Source organism: Duganella zoogloeoides, assembly GCF_034479515.1.
GTDB classification, from domain to species: domain Bacteria; phylum Pseudomonadota; class Gammaproteobacteria; order Burkholderiales; family Burkholderiaceae_D; genus Rugamonas; species Rugamonas zoogloeoides.
On sequence record NZ_CP140152.1, the window covers coordinates 1307646 to 1331437 of the forward strand.

The following is a 23792-nucleotide window of genomic DNA, read 5'->3' on the forward strand; positions in this document are numbered from 1 at the left end:
GTGCGAAGTGTTGGAAAGTAAAAAATATTGCGTTTGAAGTAATCTTATGATGCTACTACAAAAAATTACACGGTGTCCTGATTTTTGTACTCGGGCTCGGCGATCAGGCGGTGCACCAGTACCGGAATGCGTGATTGTGACAACACCTTGTTGGTTACACTGCCCAACAGCAACTGGCCCCAGCCGCTGCGTCCGTGTGAACCGATGAAGATCAGGTCGCACCCATGCTTGACGCCGGCGGCGACGATTTCCGTCGCGGCGCTTTCGGCAAATGTGGTCAGCGCGGTACACGCGATGTTGCGTCGCGCACACGCTTGCACCACGTCGCGTACGTGCTCCTCGCCAGCGCGCAGCAGCGCTGCGCGGTATTCTTCCTCGCTCGGATAGCTGGGAGGGATGATTTCCACGTAGATCGGATACTGGTAGGCGGGGGCGACAAACAGGACCAGCACTTCGGCACCTAGTTGCTCGGCAAACGTGACGCCGGCGCAGGCGGTCTTGCTGGAGACGGAAGATCCGTCGGTGGTGATCAGGATTTTTCGGTACATGGCGAGCTCCCGGAAAGAGACAGCACGAGTTGCATTGTAGACGCGATTTACATTATTGCCAGTATGGAAAGAGTTGATGATACTCAAACATAACGATTTTACTTGCCTGCCGAATGTTGAAAGGTGTTGGCTGAAGCTTCTTTTTTTGCACTCAAGCATTAATTTTGTGTCACAAGCTGCCCGTTGGGCTGACATCCGGTGATAGTATCTCCAAATACAACGGAATGTGACGCCGTCCCGGTAATCGCCGTGGCGGGTTTGGCACATCCGGCACGGCCCTGCTACACTCGCGATAGTGTTTTATTGCCGTGCATCATCATCGTGGGGCAGCAATTTTACAAATTATGGAGAAGCACGGATTATGACCAACGCCGCTGACGATTTCGACGCCTTATTTGAAGAAGTGTCCGCCCAAAGCAAGAAAGCCGCGCCTGCTCCAGCGCCAGCCCCGGCTCCCGCAGCAGCCGAAGACGACCTGGAAAGCCTGTTCGACCAGGTGTCTTCCGGTGTCGCCGTAAGCGCGCCGGCGCCGGCCCCTGTGGCCGCCGCACCCGTCTCAGCCGCACCAGTTGCCGAAGGCGGCGAGGGCGATGAAACTGACAAGCCGATGTTCGAACGCCTGGGCGGCATCGTGCGCCTGTTGCACGACTCGCTGCGCGAACTGGGCTACGACAAGGCGCTGACCGAAGCGTCGTCGCAGATCAATGACGCCCAGGACCGCCTCGAATACGTCGCCACGCTGACCGAGCAGGCCGCCAACAAGGTGCTCAACACCCTCGACGAAGCCATGCCCGACCAGGACACGCTGTCGAAGCAGTCGAAAGACATGGAAAACCGCTGGGCCGACCTGTTCGCGGGCAAGCTGAGTCTGGACCAGTTCAAGCAACTGGCCGGCGATTCGCAAGCGTTTGCCGCCGCCGTCTCGGCCGCTACCGAAACCGAGAAAGCCCGCCTGCTGGAAATCATGATGGCACAGGACTTCCAGGACATCACCGGCCAGTTGATCAAGAAAGTGGTGATCATCACCAAGACCGTCGAGGCGGAACTGGCGCAACTGCTGCGCGACAACGCACCACCTGACGTGCGCGAAAAAATCGCCCAGAAGGAAGTGACCTTGATGACTGGTCCATCGACGCCGACCGTGGCGCTGAGCCAGGACAGCGTGGACGACCTGCTTGCCGATCTGGGGTTCTAATGGACGATATGCTCAAGGATTTCGTCGTCGAGGCGATGGATCTTGCGGTCAACGTGGAAGAGCACCTGCTGGCGCTCGAACGCGATCCTGACAACAAGGAAACCCTCAACGCGGTGTTCCGTTCCTTCCACACCATTAAAGGTGGCGCCGGTTTCATGGGCCTGCCGGCGATGGTGACGGCTTGCCACCTGACCGAAAACCTGTTCGACGCGCTGCGCACCGGCGCCGCGCCCGTCACGCCGCTGGCGATCGAAGCGGCGCTGCAAGCGTCCGGTTTCGTGGCCGACCAGCTGGCCGAACTGAACAACGGCGCCGAGCCGGGCAGCCTGCCGGCCCTGCCGCAGGACCTCGAAAGCCTGCTCAACGACGCCATCGCCGGCAAGGCCGACAGCACGCCTGTTGCCGTCCCGGTTGCAGCACCTGCTCCGGCACCGGCGGCTGTCGTGGCGCCGGTCGCTGCTGCGCCGGCCGCCGTGGCCCCTGTGGCCCCTGTGGCCACCGCGTCGCCGGACGGCCTCGACTGGGAAGCCATGTACGAAGCAGTGATGCCGGCCGGTAGTTATACCCGTCCGGCGGTCGCCGTTGCAGGCCCGGCTGTGGCTGCCGCACCGGTGGCTGCCGTTGCAGCGCCGGCTGTTGCAGCGCCGGTCGCCGCCACCGCTGAAGTGGTGCCGGTAGTTGCTGCGCGCCGCGAAGCGCCGGAGAAACGCGACGAACGTCCGCAGAGCGCCCCCGCCAAAGAAGAGTCGATTCGCATCGATGCTGTTAAACTGGATGCCTTGCTCGAAGTGGCGGGTGAATCGGTGCAGGCTGCCAACCAGGCGGCCGTGCTGCTCGAGCGCCTGATGCAGTTCAAATTCGAGGGCCAGGCACAGACCCTGATGGCTACGCTGGCGGAAACGCTGGAGCGGGCGTCACGCTACTCGACCGAGTTGCAGCGCGCCACGCTGGCGACCCGCATGCAGCCGGTGGGGCGCCTGTTCCAGAAATTCCCGCGCCTGGTGCGCGAGCTGGCCAAGGACCTGGGCAAGGAAGTGGAACTGACCATCGAAGGCGCGGAGACCGAAGTCGATCGCGTGGTCGTGGACAGCCTGTATGATCCGCTGGTGCACATGTTGCGCAATTCGCTCGATCACGGCGTGGAGTCGCCGGCCGATCGCTTAGCTGCCGGCAAGCCCGCCAAGTCGTATATTTCGCTCAAGGCGTGGCAGGAAGCCAACAGCGTGATGATCGTGCTGCAGGATGACGGCAAGGGCATGGACCCGGTGATGCTGCGCGCCAAGGCGCAGCAAAAAGGGTTGATCAGCGAATCGGCCAACCTGACCACCGAGGAGTGCTACCAGCTGGTGTTCCTGCCGGGCTTCTCGACCAAGGAAGTGGCGTCGAGCGTGTCGGGCCGTGGCGTGGGCATGGACGTGGTGAAAACCGCGGTCGAGAAAAACCGTGGCGCGATCAACATCGAGTCTGGCCTGGGCAAGGGCACCAAGTTCTCGATCCGCCTGCCGATCGAGTTGTCGATCGTGCCGACCATGCTGGTGTCCACCTCCGGTGCAGCGCTGGCGCTGCCGATGGCGGTGGTGCAACGCGTGGTGGAATTGCCGGAAGTGTTCATGGAAGTGGGCGGCGCCCCGGTCCTCAAGGACCAGGGCCGGCCACTGCCGGTGCGCTCGCTGGCCGACTCGCTGGGCTACGAAAGCTGCCGGGAGAAGGTCGGTATTGTTGTCGCTGCACCACAGCCATACATCCTGGCCGTGGAAGCGGTGGACGGCACGGCCGACCTGGTAATTAAACCGATGACCGCGATTACCGTCGAGGGCATTACCGGTACCGCGCGTTCGGCCGAAGGCGAACTGGTACTGGTGGTAGGCCTATCGTTCCTAATGGATGGTTGTCGAGGTAGTGTACGCATGGCGGCTTGAGTCGGTAGACCAAGCCAGCAACATCAAAAGCCTGCGTCCACGCAGGCTTTTTTTTTACAGAATTTTTTCAGGAGTCACAGGCAGTGCAGGAACAGGCGGAACCGCGCGGGCTCACGAGGCCAGCCTCCGGCGGCTGCTTTCCATTTGCACACTATGGCATAATCAAACAGCATCACTCACACAGGCTGTAGCAGCACACATCATGATGAAGACGCTTTACGACAAACTCTGGGACTCGCACGTGGTCAAGGCCGAGGAAGACGGCACCACGATCCTCTACATCGACCGCCACCTCGTGCACGAAGTGACCAGCCCGCAAGCCTTCGATGGCCTGCGCGAAGCCGGCCGCGCACCGTGGCGCGTGTCGGCCAACCTGGCCGTGGCCGACCACAACGTGCCGACCACCGCGCGCGTGGACGGCATCGCCGATCCGGTTTCGCGCCTGCAGGTGGAAACGCTGGACAAGAACGCCAAGGCCTTCGGCCTCACGTACTTCAACATGAACGACAAGCGCCAGGGCATCGTCCACGTGATCGGACCGGAGCAGGGCGCCACGCTGCCGGGCATGACGGTGGTCTGCGGCGACTCGCACACGTCCACCCACGGCGCGTTCGGCGCGCTGGCGCACGGCATCGGCACGTCCGAGGTCGAGCACGTGCTGGCCACGCAAACCCTGCTGCAAAAGAAATCGAAAGCCATGCTGGTGCAGGTGGACGGCGCGCTGCCGGCCGGCGTCACCGCCAAGGACATCGTGCTGGCCATCATCGGCAAGATCGGCACGGCCGGCGGCACCGGTTACTGTATCGAGTTCGGCGGCTCCACCATCCGCGCGCTGTCGATGGAAGGCCGCATGACGGTCTGTAACATGGCGATCGAAGCGGGCGCGCGCGCCGGTATCATCGGTGTCGATGACACCACTATCGATTACGTCAAGGGCCGGCCGTTCTCGCCGGCCGGTCCGCACTGGGACCTGGCCGTGGCCTACTGGCGCACCTTGCACTCGGACCCGGGCGCGAAATTTGACCTGGTGGTCACGTTGGATGCGGCCCAGATCAAGCCGCAGGTCACCTGGGGCACCTCGCCCGAGATGGTGGTGGCGATCGACGGCCGGGTGCCCGATCCCGACCAGGAAAAAGACAGCGTCAAGCGCGACGCCATGGAAAAGGCGCTGGTGTACATGAACCTCAAGCCCAACACGGCGATCGAGGACATCCGCATCGACAAGGTGTTCATCGGTTCGTGCACCAACTCGCGCATCGAGGACTTGCGTGCCGCCGCCAGCGTGGTGCGCGGCAAGCAGCGCGCGTCCAACGTCAAGCTGGCGATGGTGGTGCCGGGTTCCGGGCTGGTGAAAGAGCAAGCCGAGCGCGAAGGACTGGACCGCATCTTCAAGGATGCCGGTTTTGAGTGGCGCGAACCGGGCTGCTCGATGTGCCTGGCGATGAACGCCGACCGCCTGGAACCGGGCGAACGCTGCGCCTCCACGTCCAACCGCAACTTCGAAGGCCGCCAGGGCCAGGGCGGGCGCACCCACCTGGTGTCGCCGGCGATGGCCGCCGCTGCCGGTATTGCCGGCCACTTCGTTGACGTACGCGCACTGCGCTGACCCACCTGGAGCCCAACATGAAAAAATTATTCGCGCTGTCCGCCATTGCCATGGCCCTGGTCCTCACCGGCTGCAACACCGTCAACGGTTTCGGCAAGGACGTCAAAAAGGTTGGCGAATCGCTCGAAGGCGCTTCGACCAAAAAATAAGCCAATCAGCCGCATATTACCGAACGAGATCATGGAAAAATTTACCATTTATGAGGGCCTGGTCGCGCCGCTGGACCGCGCCAATGTCGATACCGACGCCATCATCCCCAAGCAGTTCTTGAAGTCGATCCACCGCACCGGCTTCGGCCCCAACCTGTTCGACGAATGGCGCTACCTTGACCACGGCGAACCGGGTATGGACAACAGCAACCGTCCGCTCAACCCGGACTTCGTGTTGAACGAGGCGCGATACCAGGGCGCGTCGATTTTGCTGACCCGCAAAAACTTCGGCTGCGGCTCGTCGCGCGAACACGCGCCGTGGGCGCTGGACCAGTACGGCTTCCGCGCCATCATCGCATCGTCGTTTGCCGACATTTTCTTCAACAACTGCTACAAGAGCGGCTTGCTGCCGATCGTTTTACCCGAAGCGCAGATCGATCATCTGTTCAATGAAGTCAAGGCCTTCCCCGGTTACCGCCTGGTGGTGGACCTTGAACAGCAACGCATTTCCACCAGCAACGGCAGCGTCTCCTATCCCTTCGAGATCGACGCCTTCCGCAAGTACTGCCTGATGAACGGGCTCGACGATATCGGCCTGACCCTGCGTCACGCCGACGTTATCCGCGGCTTCGAAGAGCGCCATCTGGCAACCCAACCCTGGTTGGCCAACGTCATTTAATCAAGATCAGATCATGAAAATCGCAATCCTCCCGGGCGACGGCATCGGCCCGGAAATCATCGCCCAGGCCGTCAAGGTCCTGAACGTGCTCGGCGAATCGTTCGAGCTCGAAACCGCCCCGGTCGGCGGCGCCGGCTATGCGGCGCACGGCCACCCGCTGCCCGACGGCACGCTGGCGCTGGCCAAAGCAGCCGACGCGGTGCTGTTCGGCGCGGTCGGCGACTACCAGTACGACACGCTCGAGCGCGCACTGCGCCCCGAACAAGCCATCCTGGGCCTGCGCAAGCAGCTGGGCCTGTTCGGCAACCTGCGTCCCGCCATCCTGTACCCGGAACTGGCCGGCGCCTCCACCCTGAAACCTGAAGTGGTGTCGGGCCTGGATATCCTGATCGTGCGCGAACTGACCGGCGACATTTATTTCGGCCAGCCGCGCGGCGTGCGCGAGTGCCCGGACGGTCCGTTCAAGGGCCAGCGCGAAGGTTACGACACCATGCGCTACGCCGAAGGCGAAATCCGCCGCATCGCCCACGTGGCGTTCCAGGCTGCGCAAAAGCGCGGCAAGCGCCTGACCAGCGTCGACAAGGCCAATGTGCTGGAAACCTTCCAGTTCTGGAAAGACATCGTCACCGACGTCCACAAGGAATACCCGGACGTCGCGCTCGACCACATGTACGTCGATAACGCCGCCATGCAGCTGGTGCGCGCGCCGAAGAAATTCGACGTCATCGTCACCGGCAATATGTTCGGCGACATCCTGAGCGACTGCGCAGCGATGCTGACCGGTTCGATCGGCATGCTGCCATCGGCCTCGCTCGACGCCAGCAACAAGGGCCTGTACGAACCGTCGCACGGCTCGGCGCCCGACATCGCCGGCAAGGGCATCGCCAATCCGCTGGCGACCATCCTGTCGGCCGCGATGATGCTGCGCTACACGTTCAACAAGAACGAACAGGCCGACCGCATCGAGACCGCCGTCAAGTCGGTGCTGGCGCAGGGCCTGCGCACCGCCGACATCTTCGAACCCGGTACGACCAAGGTCGGCACGGAAGAGATGGGCAACGCGGTCGTCAAAGCGTTGGCTTAAAAAAATTAATAGACAAGGAAGAGCAAATGAAACTCGTAGGTCTCGTAGGTTGGCGCGGTATGGTCGGTTCGGTCCTGATGCAACGCATGCAGGAAGAGGGCGATTTCGCCCATATCGAGCCGGTATTTTTCACGACGTCTAACCCGGGCGGCAACGCTCCGGCGATGGCAAAGAATGAAACCAAGCTCAAAAGCGCCACCGATATCGACGAACTGAAGAAGTGCGAGATCATCATCTCGTGCCAGGGCGGCGACTACACCAGCGACGTGTTCCCCAAGTTGCGCGCAGCCGGCTGGAACGGTTACTGGATCGATGCGGCATCGACCCTGCGCATGGAAAAAGATGCGGTGATCGTGCTCGATCCCGTCAATATGCACGTGATCAAGGACGCGCTGGGCAAGGGCGTGAAAAACTACATCGGCGGCAATTGCACCGTGTCGTGCATGCTGATCGGCCTGGGCGGCCTGTTCCAGCACGGCCTGGTGGACTGGATGACGTCGATGACGTACCAGGCTGCCTCCGGCGGCGGTGCCCAGCACATGCGCGAGCTGCTCACCCAGTTCGGCACCATCAACGGCGCGGTCAAACCGCTGCTCGACGATCCAGCGTCCGCCATCCTGGAAATCGACCGCCAGGTGCTCGCCACCCAGCACGGCCTGTCGGCCGACGAGATCAAGCAGTTCGGCGCGCCGCTGGCCGGCAACCTGATCCCGTGGATCGACAAGGACCTGGGCAACGGCCAGTCGAAGGAAGAGTGGAAAGCCGGCGCCGAGACCAACAAGATCCTGGGCCTGGGCGCGGACTTCGGTTCCACCCCGATCCCGGTCGATGGCCTGTGCGTGCGCATCGGCGCCATGCGTTGCCACTCGCAGGCGCTGACCATCAAGCTGAAACGCGACGTGCCGCTCGACGAGATCACCGACATCATCGCGTCCGCCAACCAGTGGGCCAAGGTCGTGCCGAACACGCGTGAAGCGTCGGTCAAGGATCTGTCGCCAGCGGCAGTGACCGGCAGCCTGACGATTCCCGTCGGCCGCCTGCGCAAGATGAGCATGGGGCCGGACTACCTGTCGGCGTTCACCGTCGGTGACCAGCTGCTGTGGGGCGCGGCCGAACCACTGCGCCGCATGCTGCGCATCGTGCTCGACGCATAATTTTTTTAAACCCCACTTCGGGGTCAGTGCCGACATTCGGACATTTTGTCCGAATGTCGGCACTGACCCCGAATTTTTTAGATGCCGAGGGTGCGGCGGGCTACGGCTAGTGGCTTGCGCAGCACGTGGTAGATCAGCGGTGCCCAGCCGCCGTAGAGCTTGGCGGTGCCCTTGAGGCCGATGCGCTGCACGGCTTCGCCCGGCGCCAGGTCGGCTTTCAGGCTGTAGGCCACTACGCCTTCGCTGCCCACGGTCGGTTCGTAGCTCGATTGCGTGAGCACACCCGCTACCGTGCCCAGCGGTGCCACGTTCAGGTACAGCTTGACGGCTGCGCCCGGTTCCAGGCTCAGCGCGTCGTCCACCGGCAGGCGGATGGCGATTTGCACCTTGGCCGGATCGGCGAGCAGGATGATGCGCTCGCCGGTCTGCACCGGTTTGCCGAGCCAGTCGTTCTGGTCCGAGAACACGGCAATCCCCGCTTCGGGAGCGCGTACCTGGATACGGTCCAGCATATCCTTCACATATTGTGCTTCGGCCGCCTTTTCTTCGAGCTTGGCGTTCAGTGCCGACAAATCTGCCTTGCTGGCGCCGTCGTTGAACGATTTTTGCGTGGCGCGCAGGTATTCGGCGGCGGCGACCGCCTCGGACTTGGCCGCTACTTCGTTGCGGTTGCGCGCGCCCGTGTCCTCCAGCGCGAACAGCGGCGCGCCGGCAGCCACCACCTGGTTTGGCGTGACAAAGAACCGCGCCACCACGCCATCTTGCGGTGCGGCGATCAGTTTGGCGTCCTTGCCGATGATCTCGGCGGGCGCCAGTACCGTCAGCCGCATCGGGATGCAGGCCACGATCAGCGCCGCCAGCAGCAGGCGCTTCGGTTTTGCCCTTACGCGCGACAAGGTGCCGCGCCAGCTCGACGGCCGTTCGCGCCAGGCCCACAGCGCCTGGCCGTACACGACCGCCAGCCGCTGCGCCAGCGCGGTTTGCGCCTCGTCGGCCGCAGTTTCCAGCACCAGCCACAAGCCGCCGACGGTGCCGCCGACCGGCGTGGGCAGCGCCACCATCAGCACGCTCTCGCCCATCCACTCGTCCCACCCGGCATGCAGCGCCGGGTCGAGCATATCGCGCGTCACGGCCAGCGCGTGGCCGCCGTCGAGCCGCGGCGCCAGCTGGCGCAGGGCCTGGTTCGTCCATTGGCGGTACGGCGAGTCGGCGGGCGCGTCGGCCAGTCCGGAAATCAGGCGCAGCTCCGGCCGGCCGGCCGCATCGAGCCGCCACAGCACCGCCTGGCGATAGGGCAGGATACGGAAGGTGTCGTTGACGGCGATGAACCCGACCGCGCCTTCACTGCTGGCGGTGCGCACGTCCTGCTCGATCTGGAGCAGGGCGCCGATACTTTGAAGATTGATCGAATCGGACAAGGTGTTTCCTGGTGATGCGTAAAGAAAATTACCGTTAGCGGCCGGCAGCAGGGAAGCTGGCCACGCCGCTCATGCCGGGCAGCAGGTTGGCCGTGTTGCCGGTTACTTCGCCCTCGATTTCGATCGACTGGCTGACAGCATCGACGCGGCCGTTGATGCGTTGCACCTTGGCGTTGTAGGCATTGCCGGTTTCATCGATCTTCAGCGAGAACGGCTGACCGACCTTGAGCCACGACAGCCACACCGACGGCACGTTCAGCTGCACCTTGAGCTTGCGGTCGTTGACGATCTCGATCAGCGGCTGGCCGATGTTGACGCTGGCGTACTGCTTGGCCAGCAAGCGGGTGACGCGGCCGGCGAACGGCGCGACGATGGTGCACTGGCGCAGCTGCGCCTGGTACAGCTGGATCTGGGCCTTGGCCTTTTGCGCCAGCGCGGCGCTTTGCTGGACGTCGATCTCGGCCACCGACTGCATCGCCTGCAGCTTGACCTTCGATTCGTAGGTCTGCTGCGCGCTGTAGAACTCGGCGTTGGCCATTTTCAGGTGCGCATCCTGCTCGTCGCAGTTAAATTTCAGCAAGACCTGGCCGGCGGCAAACGTGCTGCCCAGCTTGACGTTGACCAGGTCGAGACGGCCGGCCATCTGCGAAGCCAGCACGCTTTCCTGGTCCGCCGCGACCAGCACGCGGATGGTCTTGGCGGCGGGCGCAGCAGCGGGCGCAGCTGCCGGTGTGGCCGGCTTGGACGCTGCCGGAGCCGCCGGCACGGCTGGCGCCGCAGCCAGCGCGCCAGCACCCAGGGTAGACAAGAAAAGTGTTACCAAAGAGCGGTGCAACGACATCATCAGTTTTTCGCCTGCAGTGGAGGTTTTGCTTCGCTGCGCAGCAGGCTGGTGATCTTGGTGGCGGCCGATTCTGCCGCTGCCTTGCCAAACACCGGCCAAGCCGAGCTCACGCTGTCCGGGATCGCCGAACGGTAGCTGAAGGTGCCTAGTGTAACTCCATCGCGCTGGACCAGCCAGGTCAGTTCGACCGTGCGCAGGCCGCCGTTGGGCTGGCCCACGGTGGCGGTGGCCGACACCACCGGAATATTGGCGCCGGCCAGGCTGACCAGGGCGCCGTTGGCGTTCAATTCCTGGTGCAGCAGAGCGCCCAGGTCAATGCCGCTACCGGCTGGCGAAGCGATGGTGCCGATCGCTACCGGCGGTGGCGGCGCGGCCACATCCGCAGTGTGGAAGTTGGTCTTGCGCCAGTCGGCATCGGCTTGCGCCAGCTGCTTGGTAAACACCGCCACGCTTTCGCTTTGCGGCTGGGCCGGCAGCAGGTCGGCGCCGACCGAGTTGGCCACCCGCGCATAGGCGATTTGCAGGTTGGCCAGCGCCACGTAGCGCTGCATCTCGGACAGGGCGGCACGCACCTCGGTGCGCAGCAGTTCCATGCTGGACTCGGTGCTGGCCTTGGTGGCGGACAGCGTGTGCTGTTCGATGCGGGCATCGACCTGGGCGGTCTGGCTGCTGACTGCGTAGTCGGTGCGGGCTTCCTGGAAGCGCTGGGCCGCGATACGCACCTGCGTCATCACGGCCATGGTCAGCGCGATGCGGCGGGTGTCGTCCACTTTCTGTTGCGCTTCCTGGGCGCGCTTGGCGGCCGGGTAGGCGAACGCGCGCATCAGGTTCAGCGACACGCTGCTGCCGGCTTCGCCCCAGGTATTGTTGAGCAGGAACTTGTTGCTGTCCCGGTTGCTCGAGAGATTGATTTCGAGGCCCGGCAGGAAGGCCATCAGCGCCTTGCGGCCTTCGAGCACCGAGATTTTCTTGCGGTAGTCTTCTTCGCGCAGTTCGGGACGGTTGTTCAGCGCGGCCTGGTCGAGCGCATTGAGGTCGTCGAACGGTTGCAGCTTGGCAGTCGCTTCTTCTTCCTGGCCGGCCGACAGCACGATGTTGCTGCCCGGGCGCAGGTTGATCAGCGCGTTCAGTTCGGACTTGGCCAGGATCAGTTCCTGGCGGCGCGCCACGATCTGCTGGTGCATGTCGAGCAGGGCGCGCTGGTAGGCCAGCGCTTGCAGCGGCGGCAGCATGCGTTCGGTTTCCATGCGCTCGCTGCGCAGCATCGCTTCCTTGACGCGGTTGAGCAGGTCGTCCATGCGCGGCAGGGTCTGCTGCGCAACATAGGCGCGCCAGAAGGCCTGGCGCACGTCCTGCGAAATGTTCTGCACGACCTTGCGCTTGCGCTCTTCCGAGATCATTACCGACACGGCCTGCTGCTGGGCGCGCACGTAGCTGACGCCGAAGTCCAGCACGTTCCAGGCCAGTACCGCGTTCTGGGTGTTGCGGGTGCGTTCCTGGGCGCCCGAGAACAGGTTGCTTTCCACGCCGCTGCCGAGATCGACCGAGCGCGAGCCGGCGTCATTGCTGCGCGAGCTGTAGCCGGCCGCCAGCGTCAGGCGCGGCAGCATGTCGTACTTGGCCAGGTCGAGCTGGTCGGAGGCCATGCTTTGCTCCATCGAGCGCAGGCGGTAGTCGTAGTTGTACTTGAGCGCGCGGGCGAAGGCCTCGTGCAGGGTGATCTCGCCGGTGACCGGTTCCACGTCCTTGAACAGGGTTTCCACGTCGTCCTTGGCGCGGGTGTTGCGCTCGGCGGCGCCGATCGGTTCCGGCATGATGTTGCACGCGCTCAGGGCAGCAGCAAGCAGCAGTGCCATCGGCAGGCGGCGCAGGGTGGTGGAACGCACGGCTCCGGTGGCGCCGGGCGCGTTGGCAGCGGTGGTGGCGATGGTCATCGGTGAAACTCCTTGGTGGTTAATCTGGTTCATGTTGTTATGGTTGCGCATCGGTTTTACAGGCGGGTCAGGTGGCGCAGCGTGGCGTTGGCTTCCTGCAGGAAACGCTGTGCTTCGCGCGACAATTGGGTACTCAGGGCGCCGGCCTGGGTGGTGGCGGCTTCCGCATCGACATTGGCATCGACCAGGGCCACCGCGCCTCCTTCGCCGCCGTCGCTATCGTCACCGGCAGCGCTGGTGCTCGCAGCGGCGGCATCGCCAGCGTCATCGACAGCGGCGGCAGCGCGGTGCAGGCCCAGCGCTTGCAGCAGATGCTTGCCGTGCAGTGAAGCTTGCGGCGGCTTGACTTCATTGACTGCGCTATCGCCCTTGATCGAGAACGCCGCCTTGGCCGTGTTGCCCGCGCCATCGCTGGCGGTGACCACGATGTCGAGCGACACCGTTTCGCCGCGTGGGGGAACGCCGCTGAAGGTGCCGGTCACCGCATCGAAGCGTACCCAGGCCGGCAACGGCGAACCGTCCGCCAAGGTGGCGGTGAGGGTCGGCGCCGCGCCGTTGGCGCTGATAAAGGTGTCGCGCGGGATGGAGTACGTGAGACCTTGCTGCGCCTCGACTGCCACCGTCACCAGGCCGATGTCGCGGTTCAGTACCAGGGTAGCGCCCGTGGCCAGCTGCGCGGCGGCGGCCGGCGTTGCCGCGACCACCGGGACGGCGGTCGTGGCCGGGACCGGGGCAGGTGCCGGAGCAGCAACCGGAGCCGTCACCGTGGCAGGTGCCGCCACCGGGGCGGTGCCCGTGACCGGTGCGGTGGTGCTGGTGGTGGCCGCCGTGCTGTCGGTGAGGCTGGTGCTGGTGCTGGTCAATTGCGTTGTCGATACCTGGTTGACCGCAGCGGTAATGGGCGACGTGCCGGTCACGCCTGCCGCCGCGTCGCGGATCGGTGGCGTGTTGGGTGCTGCTACTTGCGGCGCCGTTGTGGCCGCTGGAACGACCGGCGTCACAACGGGCACGACCGGTGCAGTCACTGGCGGGGTAGGCGCCAGCACGGTGAGCGCCAGCGGTGCGGAGGTGGCGCCCACGTTGCCGGCGGCATCGATGGCGCGGGCGGTGATGCTGTGCGCGCCCAGCGACAGTTGCAAGGTCACGGTCCAGTTGCCGTTGGCATCGGCCACGACCCGGACCGCTTCCACGCCGTCGCTCGATACCACGACGGTGCTGTTTGGTTCGGCAACGCCGGACAGTTGCGGCGTGGTGACCAGCGTGGTGGTGCTGTTGCCGTCGTCCAGGCGCGGCGTGCCGGCAGCGGCTGGCGCGGTGGCATCGACGACCACGGTCAGGGCAGGCGAGGCGGCGCTGGTGTTGCCGGCCGCGTCAGCGACCCGGGCCGTGAGACGGTGCGTACCGTCGGCCAGCAGGCTGCTGGTAATGCTCCAGGCGCCGCTGGCATCCACGGTGGCGCGGCCCAGCACGGTCACGCCATCGGTGTCGTACAGGATGGCGGTGGCGCCGGGTTCGCCGCGGCCGGTAATGGTTGGACGGGCCACGTCGGTGATGCCGTCGCTGTCGGACGCACCGCTGTCGCTGGCCGGGGCCAGCACCGGCGTTGCCGGTACCGCCGGCGCAGCGGTGTCGATGGTGACGGTCAAGGCCGCACTGGCCGCGCTGACCAGGCCGGTGGTGCTGGTGGTCCTGGTGGTCAGCTGGTGGTTGCCATCGGTCAGCGCGCGGCTGGTGATGCTCCAGGTGCCGCCGGCGCCCACCACGGTGGTGCCAAGCACGCTGACACCATCGGTATCGTACAGCGTGACGGTGGAACCGGCCTGGGCGCGGCCGGTGATGGTCGGCGTGGTAACGCTGGTAATGCCGTCGCTGTTGGACGCGCCGTTGTCGCTGGCAGGCGCCAGGACCGGCACCGCCGGCGTGACGGGCACCGCCGTGTCGATGGTGATGGCGAGGACCGGACTGGCGGCACTGGTGTTGCCGGCCAGGTCGGTGGCTTTGGTGGTCAGGTTGTGGACGCCATCGCCCAGTACGCTGCTGGTGATGCTCCAGTTGCCGTTGGCGGCAGCCACCGCCGTGCCCAGCACGGTAACGCCGTCCGTATCGTACAGGGTGACGGTGCTGCCCGCCTCGGCGCGGCCGGTGATGGTCGGACCGGTGACGCTAGTCACGCCGTCGCTGTTCGAAGGGCCGCTGTCGCTGGCCGGGGCCAGGACCGGCGTTGCCGGCGCGGCCGGTGCGGCGGTATCGATGGTGACGCTCAGGGCCGGGCTGGCGGCACTGCGGTTGCCGGCAGCGTCGGTAGCTTTGACGCTCAAGCTGTGGACGCCGTCGGCCAGCACGCTGCTGGTGATGCTCCAGTTGCCGTTGGCCGCTGCGACAGCGGTGCCCAGCACGGTGATGCCGTCGGTGTCATACAGCGTCACGGTGCTGCCCGCTTCGGCACGGCCGGTGATGGTGGGGCGGGTGACACTGGTGATGCCGTCGGTGTTGGACGGGCCGTTGTCGCTGGCCGGAGCCAGTACCGGCGTGGCAGGCGCAGCTGGCGCGGCCGTATCGATGGTGACCGCCAGCGCCGCGCTGGCGTTGCTGACGATGCCCGAGATGCTGGTGGTGCGGGTGGTCAGCTGGTGGTTGCCATCCGTCAGTGCGCGGCTGGTGATGCTCCACGCGCCGCCAGCACCGACCACGGTGCTGCCAAGCACGGTAACACCGTCGGTGTCGTACAGCGTGACGGTGGTACCCGGCTGGGCACGGCCGGTAATGGTCGGCGTGGTGACGCTGGTGATGCCGTCGGTATTGGAGCCGCCGTTGTCGCTGGCGGGCGCCAGTACCGGTACTGCTGGCGTGACTGGCACCGTTGTGTCGATGGTGACGTTCAGGGCCGGGCTGGCGGCGCTGGTGTTGCCGGCCGTGTCGGTGGCCTTGACGGTCAAGCTGTGGACGCCATCGGCCAGCAGGCTGCTGGTGATGCTCCAGTTGCCGTCGGTGGCGGCCACCGCCGTACCCAGTACAGTGACGCCGTCGGTATCGTACAGGGTGACGGTGCTCCCCGCTTCGGCCCTGCCGGTGATGGTGGGGCGGGTGACGCTGGTGACGCCGTCGCTGTTCGAGGCGCCATTGTCGCTGGCGGGCGCCAGGACTGGCGTTGCCGGCGCGGTGGGCGCGGTGGTGTCGATGGTGACCGACAATGGGGCGCTGGCGTTGTTGGTGTTGCCGGCAACGTCAGTGGCTTTGACGGTGAGGCTGTGCACGCCATCGGCCAGCACGGTGCTGGTGATGCGCCAGTTGCCATTGAGATCGGCGGTAGTGGTGCCCAGCACGGTCACGCCATTGGTGTCGTACAGGGTGACGGTGCTGCCCGCTTCGGCGCGGCCGGTGATGGTCGGCCGGTTGACGCTGGTGATGCCGTCGCCATTGGAGACGCCGGTGTCGCTGGCAGTGGCCAATATCGGCACAGCCACGGTAGCTGGCGCCGCAGTGTCGATGGTGATGGACAGTGCTGCCGAGGCGCTGCTGGTATTGCCGGCAATATCGGTAGCCTTGACGGTCAGGCTGTGCGGGCCGGCGGCTAGCGTGCTGCTCGTGATGCTCCAGGCGCCGCCGGTGGCGACGGTGGTGCCCAGCACGGTCATGCCATCGGTGTCGTACAGGGTGACCAGACTGCCGGCTTCGGCGGTGCCGGTGATGACCGGGGTCGTGATACTGGTCACGCCGTCCGCGTTCGAGGCGCCGCTGTCGGAAGCGGGCGCCAATGCCGGCGCGGCAGGCGCTGCCGGGGCCGTGGTGTCGATGCTGATCAACAAGCCAGCCGATGCAGTGCTGGTGTTGCCGCCGACGTCGGTGGCCTTGACGCTCAGGCTGTGCCCCCCCTGGCCCAGCGCGCTGCTGGTGATGCTCCAGACACCGCCGGTGGCGACGGCGGTGCCCAGCACGGTCGTGCCGTCGGTGTCGTACAGGGTCACCAGGCTGCCTGCTTCGGCGGTGCCGCTGACCGTTGGCGTGGTGATACGGGTAACACCGTCCGAGTTCGACGCGCCGCTGTCGGAACCCGCCGACAATACCGGCGCGGCTGGCGCGATCGGCGCCGTGGTGTCGATGGTGATCGACAACGCGCTTGATGGGGTGCTGGTGTTGCCGGCGATATCGGTGGCCTTGACCGTCAGGCTGTGGGCGCCGACGGCCAGTGTGCTGCTGGTGATGCTCCATACGCCGCCGGTGGCCACCGTGGTACCGAGCACGGTCGTGCCATCGGTGTCGTACAGGGTGACCAGGCTGCCGGCTTCCGCGGTGCCGGTGATGACCGGGTTGGTGATGCTGGTGACGCCGTCCGAGTCCGAGGCGCCGGTGTCGGAAGCGAGCGACAATACCGGAGTAGCCGGCGCTGACGGAGCTGCGGTATCGATGGTGATCGTCAGTGCGCTTGAGGCGATGCTGGTATTGCCGGCAACGTCGGTCGCCTTTACCGTCAAGCTGTGCGCTCCCTCGCCCAGCGCGCTGCTGGTAATGCTCCACACGCCGCCGGTGGCCACGCTGGTGCCAAGCACGGTCGTGCCGTCGGTGTCGTACAAGGTCACCAGGCTGCCCGCTTCGGCAGTACCGGTGATGACCGGCGTGGTGACGCTGGTAACCCCGTCGGAGTTCGGGGCGCCGCTGTCCGACGCGAGCGCCAATACCGGTGCTGCCGGTGCTGCCGGTGCGGTCGTGTCGATGCTGATCGCCAGCGCCTGCGAGGCCGCGCTGGTGTTGCCGGCGGTATCAGTGGCCTTGACCGTCAGGCCGTGGGCGCCGGCAGCGAGCGTGCTGCTGGTGATGCTCCACACGCCGCCAGTGGCCACTGTCGTGCCCAGCACGGTCGTGCCATCGGTGTCATACAGGGTGACCAGGCTGCCCGCTTCGGCGGTGCCGGTGATGGTCGGCGTGGTGATGCGGGTAACGCCATCGGTGTTCGAGGCGCCGCTGTCGGACGCCGCGGCCAATGCGGGACGGGCCGGCGCTGCCGGCGCAGTCGTGTCGATCGTGATCTCCAGTGCGTTCGATGCGGCGCTGGTGTTGCCGGCAATATCGGTCGCCTTGATCGTCAGGCTGTGGTCGCCGCTTGCCAGCGCGCTGCTGGTGATGCTCCACACGCCGCCGGTGGCGACGGCGGTGCCCAGCACGGTCGTGCCGTCGGTATCGTACAGGGTGACCAGGCTACCCTCTTCGGCGGCGCCGGTGATGGTCGGCATGGTGATGCGGGTGACGCCATCGGTGCCCGAGGCGCCGCTGTCGGAAACTGCATCCAGGAAAGGCGCCCGTGGCGTTGATGGCGCGGTGGTGTCGACGGTGACCGTCAGCGCCAGCGAGGCTGCGCTGGTGTTGCCGGCAATATCGGTAGCCTTGACGCTCAGGCTGTGGTCGCCATCGGCCAGCGCACTGCTGGTGATGCTCCAGACGCCGCCGGTGGCCACTGCCGTACCGAGCACAGTGGTGCCGTCGGTGTCGTACAGGGTAACCAGGCTGCCCGCTTCGGCGGTGCCGCTGATGACCGGGGTGGTGACGCGGGTGACGCCGTCGGTGTTCGAGGCGCCGCTGTCGGACGCCGCCGCCAATACGGGCCGGGCCGGCGCTGCCGGTGCGGTCGTGTCGATCGAGATCGCCAACGCCTGCGACGCTGCGCTGGTGTTGCCGGCGATATCGGTCGCCTTGAGGGTCAAACTGTGGGCGCCGGCGGTCAGCGTGCTGCTGGTGATGCTCCACACGCCGCCGGTGGCCACTGCCGTGCCGAGCACGGTCGTGCCGTCGGTGTCGTACAACGTCACCAAGCTGCCCGCTTCGGCAGTGCCGGTGATGGTCGGCGTGGTGATGCTGGTGAGGCGATCGCTGTTCGAGGCGCCACTGTCGGAAGCCGTTGCCAGCACAGGGATCGGCGGCGCAGCCGGCACGGTCGTGTCGATGGTAATCGCCAGCGCCGGCGAGGCCGCGCTGGCGTTGCCGGCAGCATCAAGCGACTTGACGGTCAGGCTGTGGGCGCCGGCGGCCAGCGTGCTGCTGGTGATGCTCCAGACGCCGCCGGTGGCCACTGCCGTGCCCAGCACGGTGGTGCCGTCGGTGTCGTACAGGGTGACCAGGCTGCCCGTTTCGGCCGTGCCGGTGATGACCGGCGTGGTCACGCGGGTGACGCCGTCGGTGTTCGAGGCGCCGCTGTCGGACGCTGCCGCCAGGACCGGCGCGGCCGGCGTGGCCGGTGCGGTCGTGTCGATGGTGATCGCCAGCGCCTGCGAGGCCGCGCTGGTGTTGCCGGCCAGGTCGGTGGACCTGATGGTCAGGCTGTGGGCGCCGGCAGTCAGCGTGCTGCTGGTGATGCTCCAGACGCCGCCGGTGGCCACTGCCGTGCCGAGCACAGTGGTGCCGTCGGTGTCGTACAGGGTGACCAGGCTGCCCGCTTCGGCGGTGCCGGCGACGACCGGCGTGGTGACGCGGGTGACGCCGTCGGTGTTCGAGGCGCCGCTGTCGGACGCCGCCGCCAATACTGGCCGGGCCGGGGTTGCCGGTGCGGTCGTGTCGATCGAGATGACCAGTGCCTGCGACGCTGCGCTGGTGTTGCCGGCCAGGTCGGTCGATTTGATGGTCAGGCTGTGGGCGCCGGCTGCAAGGGTGCTGCTGGTGATGCTCCACACGCCGCCGGTGGCCACTGCGGTACCGAGCACGGTGGTGCCATCGGTGTCGTACAGCGTCACCAGGCTGCCCGCTTCGGCCGTGCCGGTGATGACCGGGGTGGTGATGCTGGTGACGCCGTCGGTGTTCGAGGCCCCGCTGTCGGACGCCGCCGCCAAGACCGGCCGGGCCGGCGCTGCCGGGGCGGTCGTGTCGATCGAGATCGCCAGCGCCTGCGACGCCGCGCTGGTGTTGCCGGCAAGGTCGGTCGCCTTGACGGTCAGGCTGTGGGCGCCGGCGGCCAGCGTGCTGCTGGTGATGCTCCAGACGCCGCCGGTGGCCACTGCCGTGCCGAGCACGGTGGTGCCGTCGGTGTCGTACAGGGTGACCAGGCTGCCCGTTTCGGCGGTGCCGGAGAGGACCGGCGTGGTGACGCGGGTGACGCCGTCGGTGTTCGAGGCGCCGCTGTCGGATCCAGCCGCCAATACCGGCCTTGCCGGTGCTGCCGGTGCGGTGGTGTCGATGACCACGGCCAGGACGCCGGAAGCAACACTGGTATTGCCCCCCACGTCGACCGCCTTGGCCGTCAGGCTGTGTGCACCTGCGGCCAGCGCCACGGTGGTGGTGATGCTCCAGGTGCCGCCAACTGCCGTGGTCGTGCCCAGCACGGTGGTGCCATCGGTGTCGTACAAGGTGACGATGCTGCCTGATGCCGCCGTACCGGTAATGGTTGGCTGGGTGACGCGGGTGATGCCGTCCGTGTTCGAGGCGCCGCTGTCCGATGCTGCCGTCAGCGCCAGGCTGCCTGGCGCCACCGCCACACTGGCAATGGTGATCTGCAGCGCGCCGGAGGCCGCGCTGGCGTTGCCGGCCGTATCGGTCGCCTTGATCGTCAGGCTGTGCACGCCATCAGACAGCGTGCTGCTGGTGATGCTCCACACGCCGCCGGTTGCAACAGCGGTACCGAGCACGGTAGTGCCGTCGCTGTCGTACAGGGTGACAAGGCTGCCGCTTTCAGCGGTGCCATTGATCACCGGCGTGTTCACGCTGGTGATGCCGTCGGTATTCGAGGAGCCGTTGTCGCTGGCCGGATCGAGCGTGGGCGCAGGTGGCGTGGCGGGCGCGGTGGCATCGATCGTGATCGACATGCCGGCGGATGCGGTGCTGACGTTGCCGGCCAGGTCGGTAGCCTTGGCGGTCAGGGTATGGGTACCATTGGCCAGGGCGCTGCTGGTGATGCTCCAGACGCCGCCGGTGGCCACTGCCGTGCCCAGCACGGTGGTGCCGTTGGTGTCGTACAACGTGATGGTACTGCCTGCTTCGGCAGTACCGGTCAGGGTGGGCGTGGTGACATTCGTGATGCGGTCGGTATTCGAACTGCCGCTGTCGGAGGCGCTGGCCAGCACCGGCGCGGACGGCGCGGTGCTGGCGGTGTCGAGGGTCAGCGTGAAGTTGCCGCCAGCCACCCCTGCATTGCCGGCCACGTCGGTGACGCGGGCGGTCAGGTTCTTGACGCCGTCGGCGCCCAGGCTGCCGCTGACAAGCTGCATGTCGACGTAGCCGTTGGCGACATCGGTGAGGGTCAGCGTAGTGCGCATCGGCGTGCCGAACGAGCTGCCGTTGAGCATCAGTTCGGCCTGGTCGCCCGCTGCCGCATTGGTGCCGGCCAGGCTGATGCGGATCAGCGGATTGGTGACATTGGTAATGCCGTCCGAGTTCGAGCTGCCGCTGTCGGAGAAGGGCGCCATGATGATCGGGCTCGTTGGCGTGCCCGGCGCGGTGGTGTCGAGCGTGATGGTGAAGCTGCCGCCGGCCGTACCCACGTTGCCGGCAATGTCGGTCACGCGGCTGGACAGGACCTTGACGCCGTCGGCGCCCAGGCTGCCGCTGGCGAGGGTCATGTCGATGAAGCCGTTGGCGATATTGGTGGCGCTCAGGGTGGCCAGCATCGGCGTGCCGAACGAGTTACCGCCCAGCAGCAGTTCCACCGAGTCGCCCGCCACCGCATTGGTGCCGGCCAGGCTGATGCGGATCAGCGGGGTGGTGACATTGGTGCGGCCGTCGGAGTTCGAGCTGCCGCTGTCGGACGCGGCCGCCATCAGGATCGGGTTGGTCGGGGCGCCGGGCGCGGTCGTGTCGAGCGTGATGGTAAAGCTGCCGCCGGCCGTACCCACGTTGCCGGCAATGTCGGTCACGCGGCTGGACAGGACCTTGACGCCGTCGGCACCGAGGCTGCCGCTGGCGAGGGTCATGTCGATGAAGCCGTTGGCGATATTGGTGGCGCTCAGGGTAGCCCGCATCGGCGTGCCGAAAGAGTTGCCGCCCAACAGCAGTTCAACCGAGTCGCCAGCTACGGCATTGGTACCTGCCAGGCTGATGCGGATCAGCGGGGTGGTCACATTGGTGCGGCCGTCGGAGTTCGAGCTGCCGCTGTCGGAGGAGGCCGCCATCAGGATCGGGTTGGTCGGCGCGCCGGGCGCGGTGGTGTCGAGCGTGAGGGTGAAGTTGCCGCCGGCCGCGCCCACGTTGCCGGCGATGTCGGTCACGCGGCTGGACAATACCTTGGTGCCATCGGCGCCGAGGCTGCCGCTGGCGAGGGTCATGTCGATGAAGCCGTTGCTGATGTTGGTGGCGCTCAGCGTGGCCAGCACCGGCGTGCCGAACGAGTTGCCACCGAGGAGCAGTTCCACCGTATCGCCGGCCACGGCATTGGTGCCGGCCAGGCTGATGCGGATCAGCGGGGTGGTCACACTGGTGCGGCCGTCGGAGTTCGAGCTGCCGCTGTCGGAGGAGGCCGCCATCAGGATCGGGTTGGTCGGCGCGCCGGGTGCGGTGGTGTCGAGCGTCATGGTAAAGTTGCCGCCGGCCGCGCCCACGTTGCCGGCGATGTCGGTCACGCGGCTGGACAATACCTTGACGCCGTCGGCGCCGAGGCTGCCGTTGGCGAGGGTCATGTCGATGAAGCCGTTGCTGATGTTGGTGGCGCTCAGCGTGGCCAGCACCGGCGTGCCGAAAGAGTTGCCGCCCAGCAGCAATTCCACCGAGTCGCCGGCCACCGCATTGGTGCCGGCCAGGGGAATGCGGATCAGCGGGTTGGTGACATTGGTGCGGCCGTCGGAGTTCGAGCTGCCGCTGTCGGAGGCGGCCGCCAACAGGATCGGGTTGGTCGGCGCGCCGGGTGGGGTGGTGTCGGCGGCGGCTGACGCCGTGATGTTGCTCATCTTCATCGATTCGAAGTTGATCTCCGTGCCAAAGCCCCCTTGCCTGGAAGGTGACCCGCTTGGTACCAGGCTGGCGATGACCGTCACCGAGGCGACATTGGCGACCGACCATTCCGCCCCGCTGTTGAGCAGCGTGCTGAGCTTGACAATCGACGTGCTCATGGTCAGATCGGTCCCGGACGTCATGCGGATGGTCGGGCCGATGATATTGCCGCTGATATCCCTGAGCACGACTTCAAGCTGGTCGAAATAACGTACGTGCAAACCACCCGGCTCGGTCACGCTCATCGAGAAGTCGTTGAAGGTGAACGTTTTGGCGACCGTCGTGCCTTCGGCCTTGAACACGGCGGTAATAACGGAGCCGTCGGTGTTGGCATTGGCATCGTCGCTATAGAGCTGGGTGCCCGCCTGCATCAGGGAAGCACTGACGAGCAGTTTGTCATTGAGCCTCTTGAAACCACCGCTGGCGGCACCCAGGGTGCCGCCGAAATCATAGGTGCCGTTGGCGGTGCCGTTGCCGGTGAGCAGCAATTGATCGAAGTCGGCTGCCGCGCGGTCGCTGATGGCCTTGTCCGCCTCTATCGCCCCCACGTGTTTTTCCAGGACCCAATTGCCGCCGAGCGCGGCGGCACCGGTGGCATCGGTGGAGGCGGCCACATCGGCGCCCGTCAGTTCGGCCAGCCGGTTGACGAAATGGTCGCCCGTCGCGGTGTTGGCGACGTTGCAACCGAATAACAGGATATCGCCCCCTTCGCGCAAGGCGCTGCCCCAGGTGGCCAGCGCCGCCTGGTAGCTGTCGAGATTGCTGTCGGCCAGCGTGGCCGAGCCGAGCAGGACACGGCCGCTGTTCCCCTCGGAAATGATCTGGATACTGTCGAGGCCGTGGCGGCCCTTGAGCGCATCGGCAATCTGCTGCACCCCATCGCTGTTCTTGTCGAGCATGACCACTTCGACGCCAGGCTTGAGGTCGGCCAGCAGCGACTGCGGATTTTGTACCGAGGCATCGATGAACACGATGGTCGTCGGCGCTGGGGCTTTCACCGTGGTGTCGGTGGCCACGCGGTCCGGCACCAGCGCGGGCGCCGGACCGCGGTCGGGCGTATGGGCGGCGGCCGGTGCGCGCGCAACATCGACGCGTGCTGCATCGATTGCCACGCCGGCGGCCTTGGGCGCCAGGCCGGCGCTGCCATCGTGCGGCTCGGCCAGTGCAGCGTGCGCGGCGCCGTCGAAGACGATGCGCGTTTCCAGCGCCAGCAGGCTGCTTCTCGGGCGCAAGCGCGCGCCGGCAGGGCGGTTGGTCGCAGGTGCCGCGGGGGCGGCGGTCAGAGGGAGGGCTTTGCTGCGGTCGTCGTATCGTGTCATCGCGGTTCCTGGATGTGGCGCCAGCAGCCGGGTATGCTGCAAC

Annotated in this window: 12 protein-coding genes; 7 read left to right on the forward strand and 5 right to left on the reverse strand. The window is 66.1% G+C overall.

Annotation, left to right across the window (positions count from 1 at the left end; all coding sequences use genetic code 11):
- Positions 1 to 65: 65 nt before the first annotated feature.
- Entirely contained in the window at positions 66 to 548 is a 483-nt protein-coding gene (locus SR858_RS05785) for a universal stress protein (protein WP_019922675.1), read from the reverse strand.
- A gap of 361 nt (positions 549 to 909) precedes the next feature.
- Here SR858_RS05785 and SR858_RS05790 point away from each other — a divergent pair, with 361 nt between their 5' ends.
- From SR858_RS05790 to asd, 7 genes are all read left to right on the forward strand, one after another.
- Positions 910 to 1743, forward strand: coding sequence for a protein phosphatase CheZ (locus SR858_RS05790; protein WP_019922674.1), 834 nt, complete (start codon positions 910 to 912; stop codon positions 1741 to 1743).
- Complete coding sequence (locus SR858_RS05795; RefSeq protein WP_019922673.1) at positions 1743 to 3662, forward strand: chemotaxis protein CheA; 1920 nt, start codon at positions 1743 to 1745, stop codon at positions 3660 to 3662. The genes SR858_RS05790 and SR858_RS05795 overlap by 1 nt, the downstream gene beginning before the upstream one ends.
- Positions 3663 to 3864: 202 nt before the next feature.
- Positions 3865 to 5268, forward strand: coding sequence for a 3-isopropylmalate dehydratase large subunit (gene leuC / locus SR858_RS05800; RefSeq protein ID WP_019922672.1), 1404 nt, complete (start codon positions 3865 to 3867; stop codon positions 5266 to 5268).
- A gap of 17 nt (positions 5269 to 5285) precedes the next feature.
- Positions 5286 to 5417: an entericidin A/B family lipoprotein gene (locus tag SR858_RS05805; RefSeq protein ID WP_019922671.1), complete on the forward strand. Its 132-nt coding sequence runs from the start codon at positions 5286 to 5288 to the stop codon at positions 5415 to 5417.
- A gap of 31 nt (positions 5418 to 5448) precedes the next feature.
- On the forward strand, positions 5449 to 6096 hold the full coding sequence (gene leuD, locus SR858_RS05810) for a 3-isopropylmalate dehydratase small subunit (protein ID WP_019922670.1): 648 nt from the start codon (positions 5449 to 5451) through the stop codon (positions 6094 to 6096).
- Between the two features lie 13 nt (positions 6097 to 6109).
- Positions 6110 to 7180 (forward strand): 3-isopropylmalate dehydrogenase, encoded by a 1071-nt coding sequence (gene leuB, locus SR858_RS05815; protein ID WP_019922669.1) that lies wholly within the window; start codon positions 6110 to 6112, stop codon positions 7178 to 7180.
- A gap of 26 nt (positions 7181 to 7206) precedes the next feature.
- Positions 7207 to 8334 (forward strand): aspartate-semialdehyde dehydrogenase, encoded by a 1128-nt coding sequence (gene asd, locus SR858_RS05820; protein WP_040377917.1) that lies wholly within the window; start codon positions 7207 to 7209, stop codon positions 8332 to 8334.
- Positions 8335 to 8411: 77 nt separating this feature from the next.
- Here asd and SR858_RS05825 read toward each other — a convergent pair whose 3' ends face one another.
- The 4 genes from SR858_RS05825 to SR858_RS05840 are packed head-to-tail and all read right to left on the reverse strand — an operon-like array spanning position 8412 to position 23749.
- Positions 8412 to 9752 (reverse strand): HlyD family efflux transporter periplasmic adaptor subunit, encoded by a 1341-nt coding sequence (locus SR858_RS05825; RefSeq protein ID WP_019922667.1) that lies wholly within the window; start codon positions 9750 to 9752, stop codon positions 8412 to 8414.
- A 34-nt stretch (positions 9753 to 9786) separates the two neighbouring features.
- A complete protein-coding gene (locus SR858_RS05830) occupies positions 9787 to 10560 on the reverse strand; it encodes an efflux RND transporter periplasmic adaptor subunit (protein ID WP_322534502.1) in 774 nt (257 codons plus the stop codon).
- A gap of 35 nt (positions 10561 to 10595) precedes the next feature.
- Positions 10596 to 12530, reverse strand: a complete 1935-nt coding sequence (locus tag SR858_RS05835; protein ID WP_019922665.1) for a TolC family protein — start codon at positions 12528 to 12530, stop codon at positions 10596 to 10598.
- A 56-nt stretch (positions 12531 to 12586) separates the two neighbouring features.
- The gene (locus SR858_RS05840; RefSeq protein ID WP_019922664.1) at positions 12587 to 23749 is read right to left on the reverse strand and encodes an Ig-like domain repeat protein; all 11163 of its coding nucleotides are present in this window, start codon (positions 23747 to 23749) and stop codon (positions 12587 to 12589) included.
- Positions 23750 to 23792 lie beyond the last annotated feature (43 nt).

Bases quoted from the DNA above. Each gene is read 5' to 3' on its own strand.
- SR858_RS05835 (WP_019922665.1), bottom strand. From the start codon at position 12,530: ATGACCATCGCCACCACCGCTGCCAACGCGCCCGGCGCCACCGGAGCC.
- SR858_RS05785 (WP_019922675.1), bottom strand. From the start codon at position 548: ATGTACCGAAAAATCCTGATCACCACCGACGGATCTTCCGTCTCCAGC.
- SR858_RS05790 (WP_019922674.1), top strand. From the start codon at position 910: ATGACCAACGCCGCTGACGATTTCGACGCCTTATTTGAAGAAGTGTCC.
- SR858_RS05805 (WP_019922671.1), top strand. From the start codon at position 5,286: ATGAAAAAATTATTCGCGCTGTCCGCCATTGCCATGGCCCTGGTCCTC.
- asd (WP_040377917.1), top strand. From the start codon at position 7,207: ATGAAACTCGTAGGTCTCGTAGGTTGGCGCGGTATGGTCGGTTCGGTC.
- SR858_RS05840 (WP_019922664.1), bottom strand. From the start codon at position 23,749: ATGACACGATACGACGACCGCAGCAAAGCCCTCCCTCTGACCGCCGCC.
- SR858_RS05795 (WP_019922673.1), top strand. From the start codon at position 1,743: ATGGACGATATGCTCAAGGATTTCGTCGTCGAGGCGATGGATCTTGCG.
- leuB (WP_019922669.1), top strand. From the start codon at position 6,110: ATGAAAATCGCAATCCTCCCGGGCGACGGCATCGGCCCGGAAATCATC.
- leuD (WP_019922670.1), top strand. From the start codon at position 5,449: ATGGAAAAATTTACCATTTATGAGGGCCTGGTCGCGCCGCTGGACCGC.
- leuC (WP_019922672.1), top strand. From the start codon at position 3,865: ATGATGAAGACGCTTTACGACAAACTCTGGGACTCGCACGTGGTCAAG.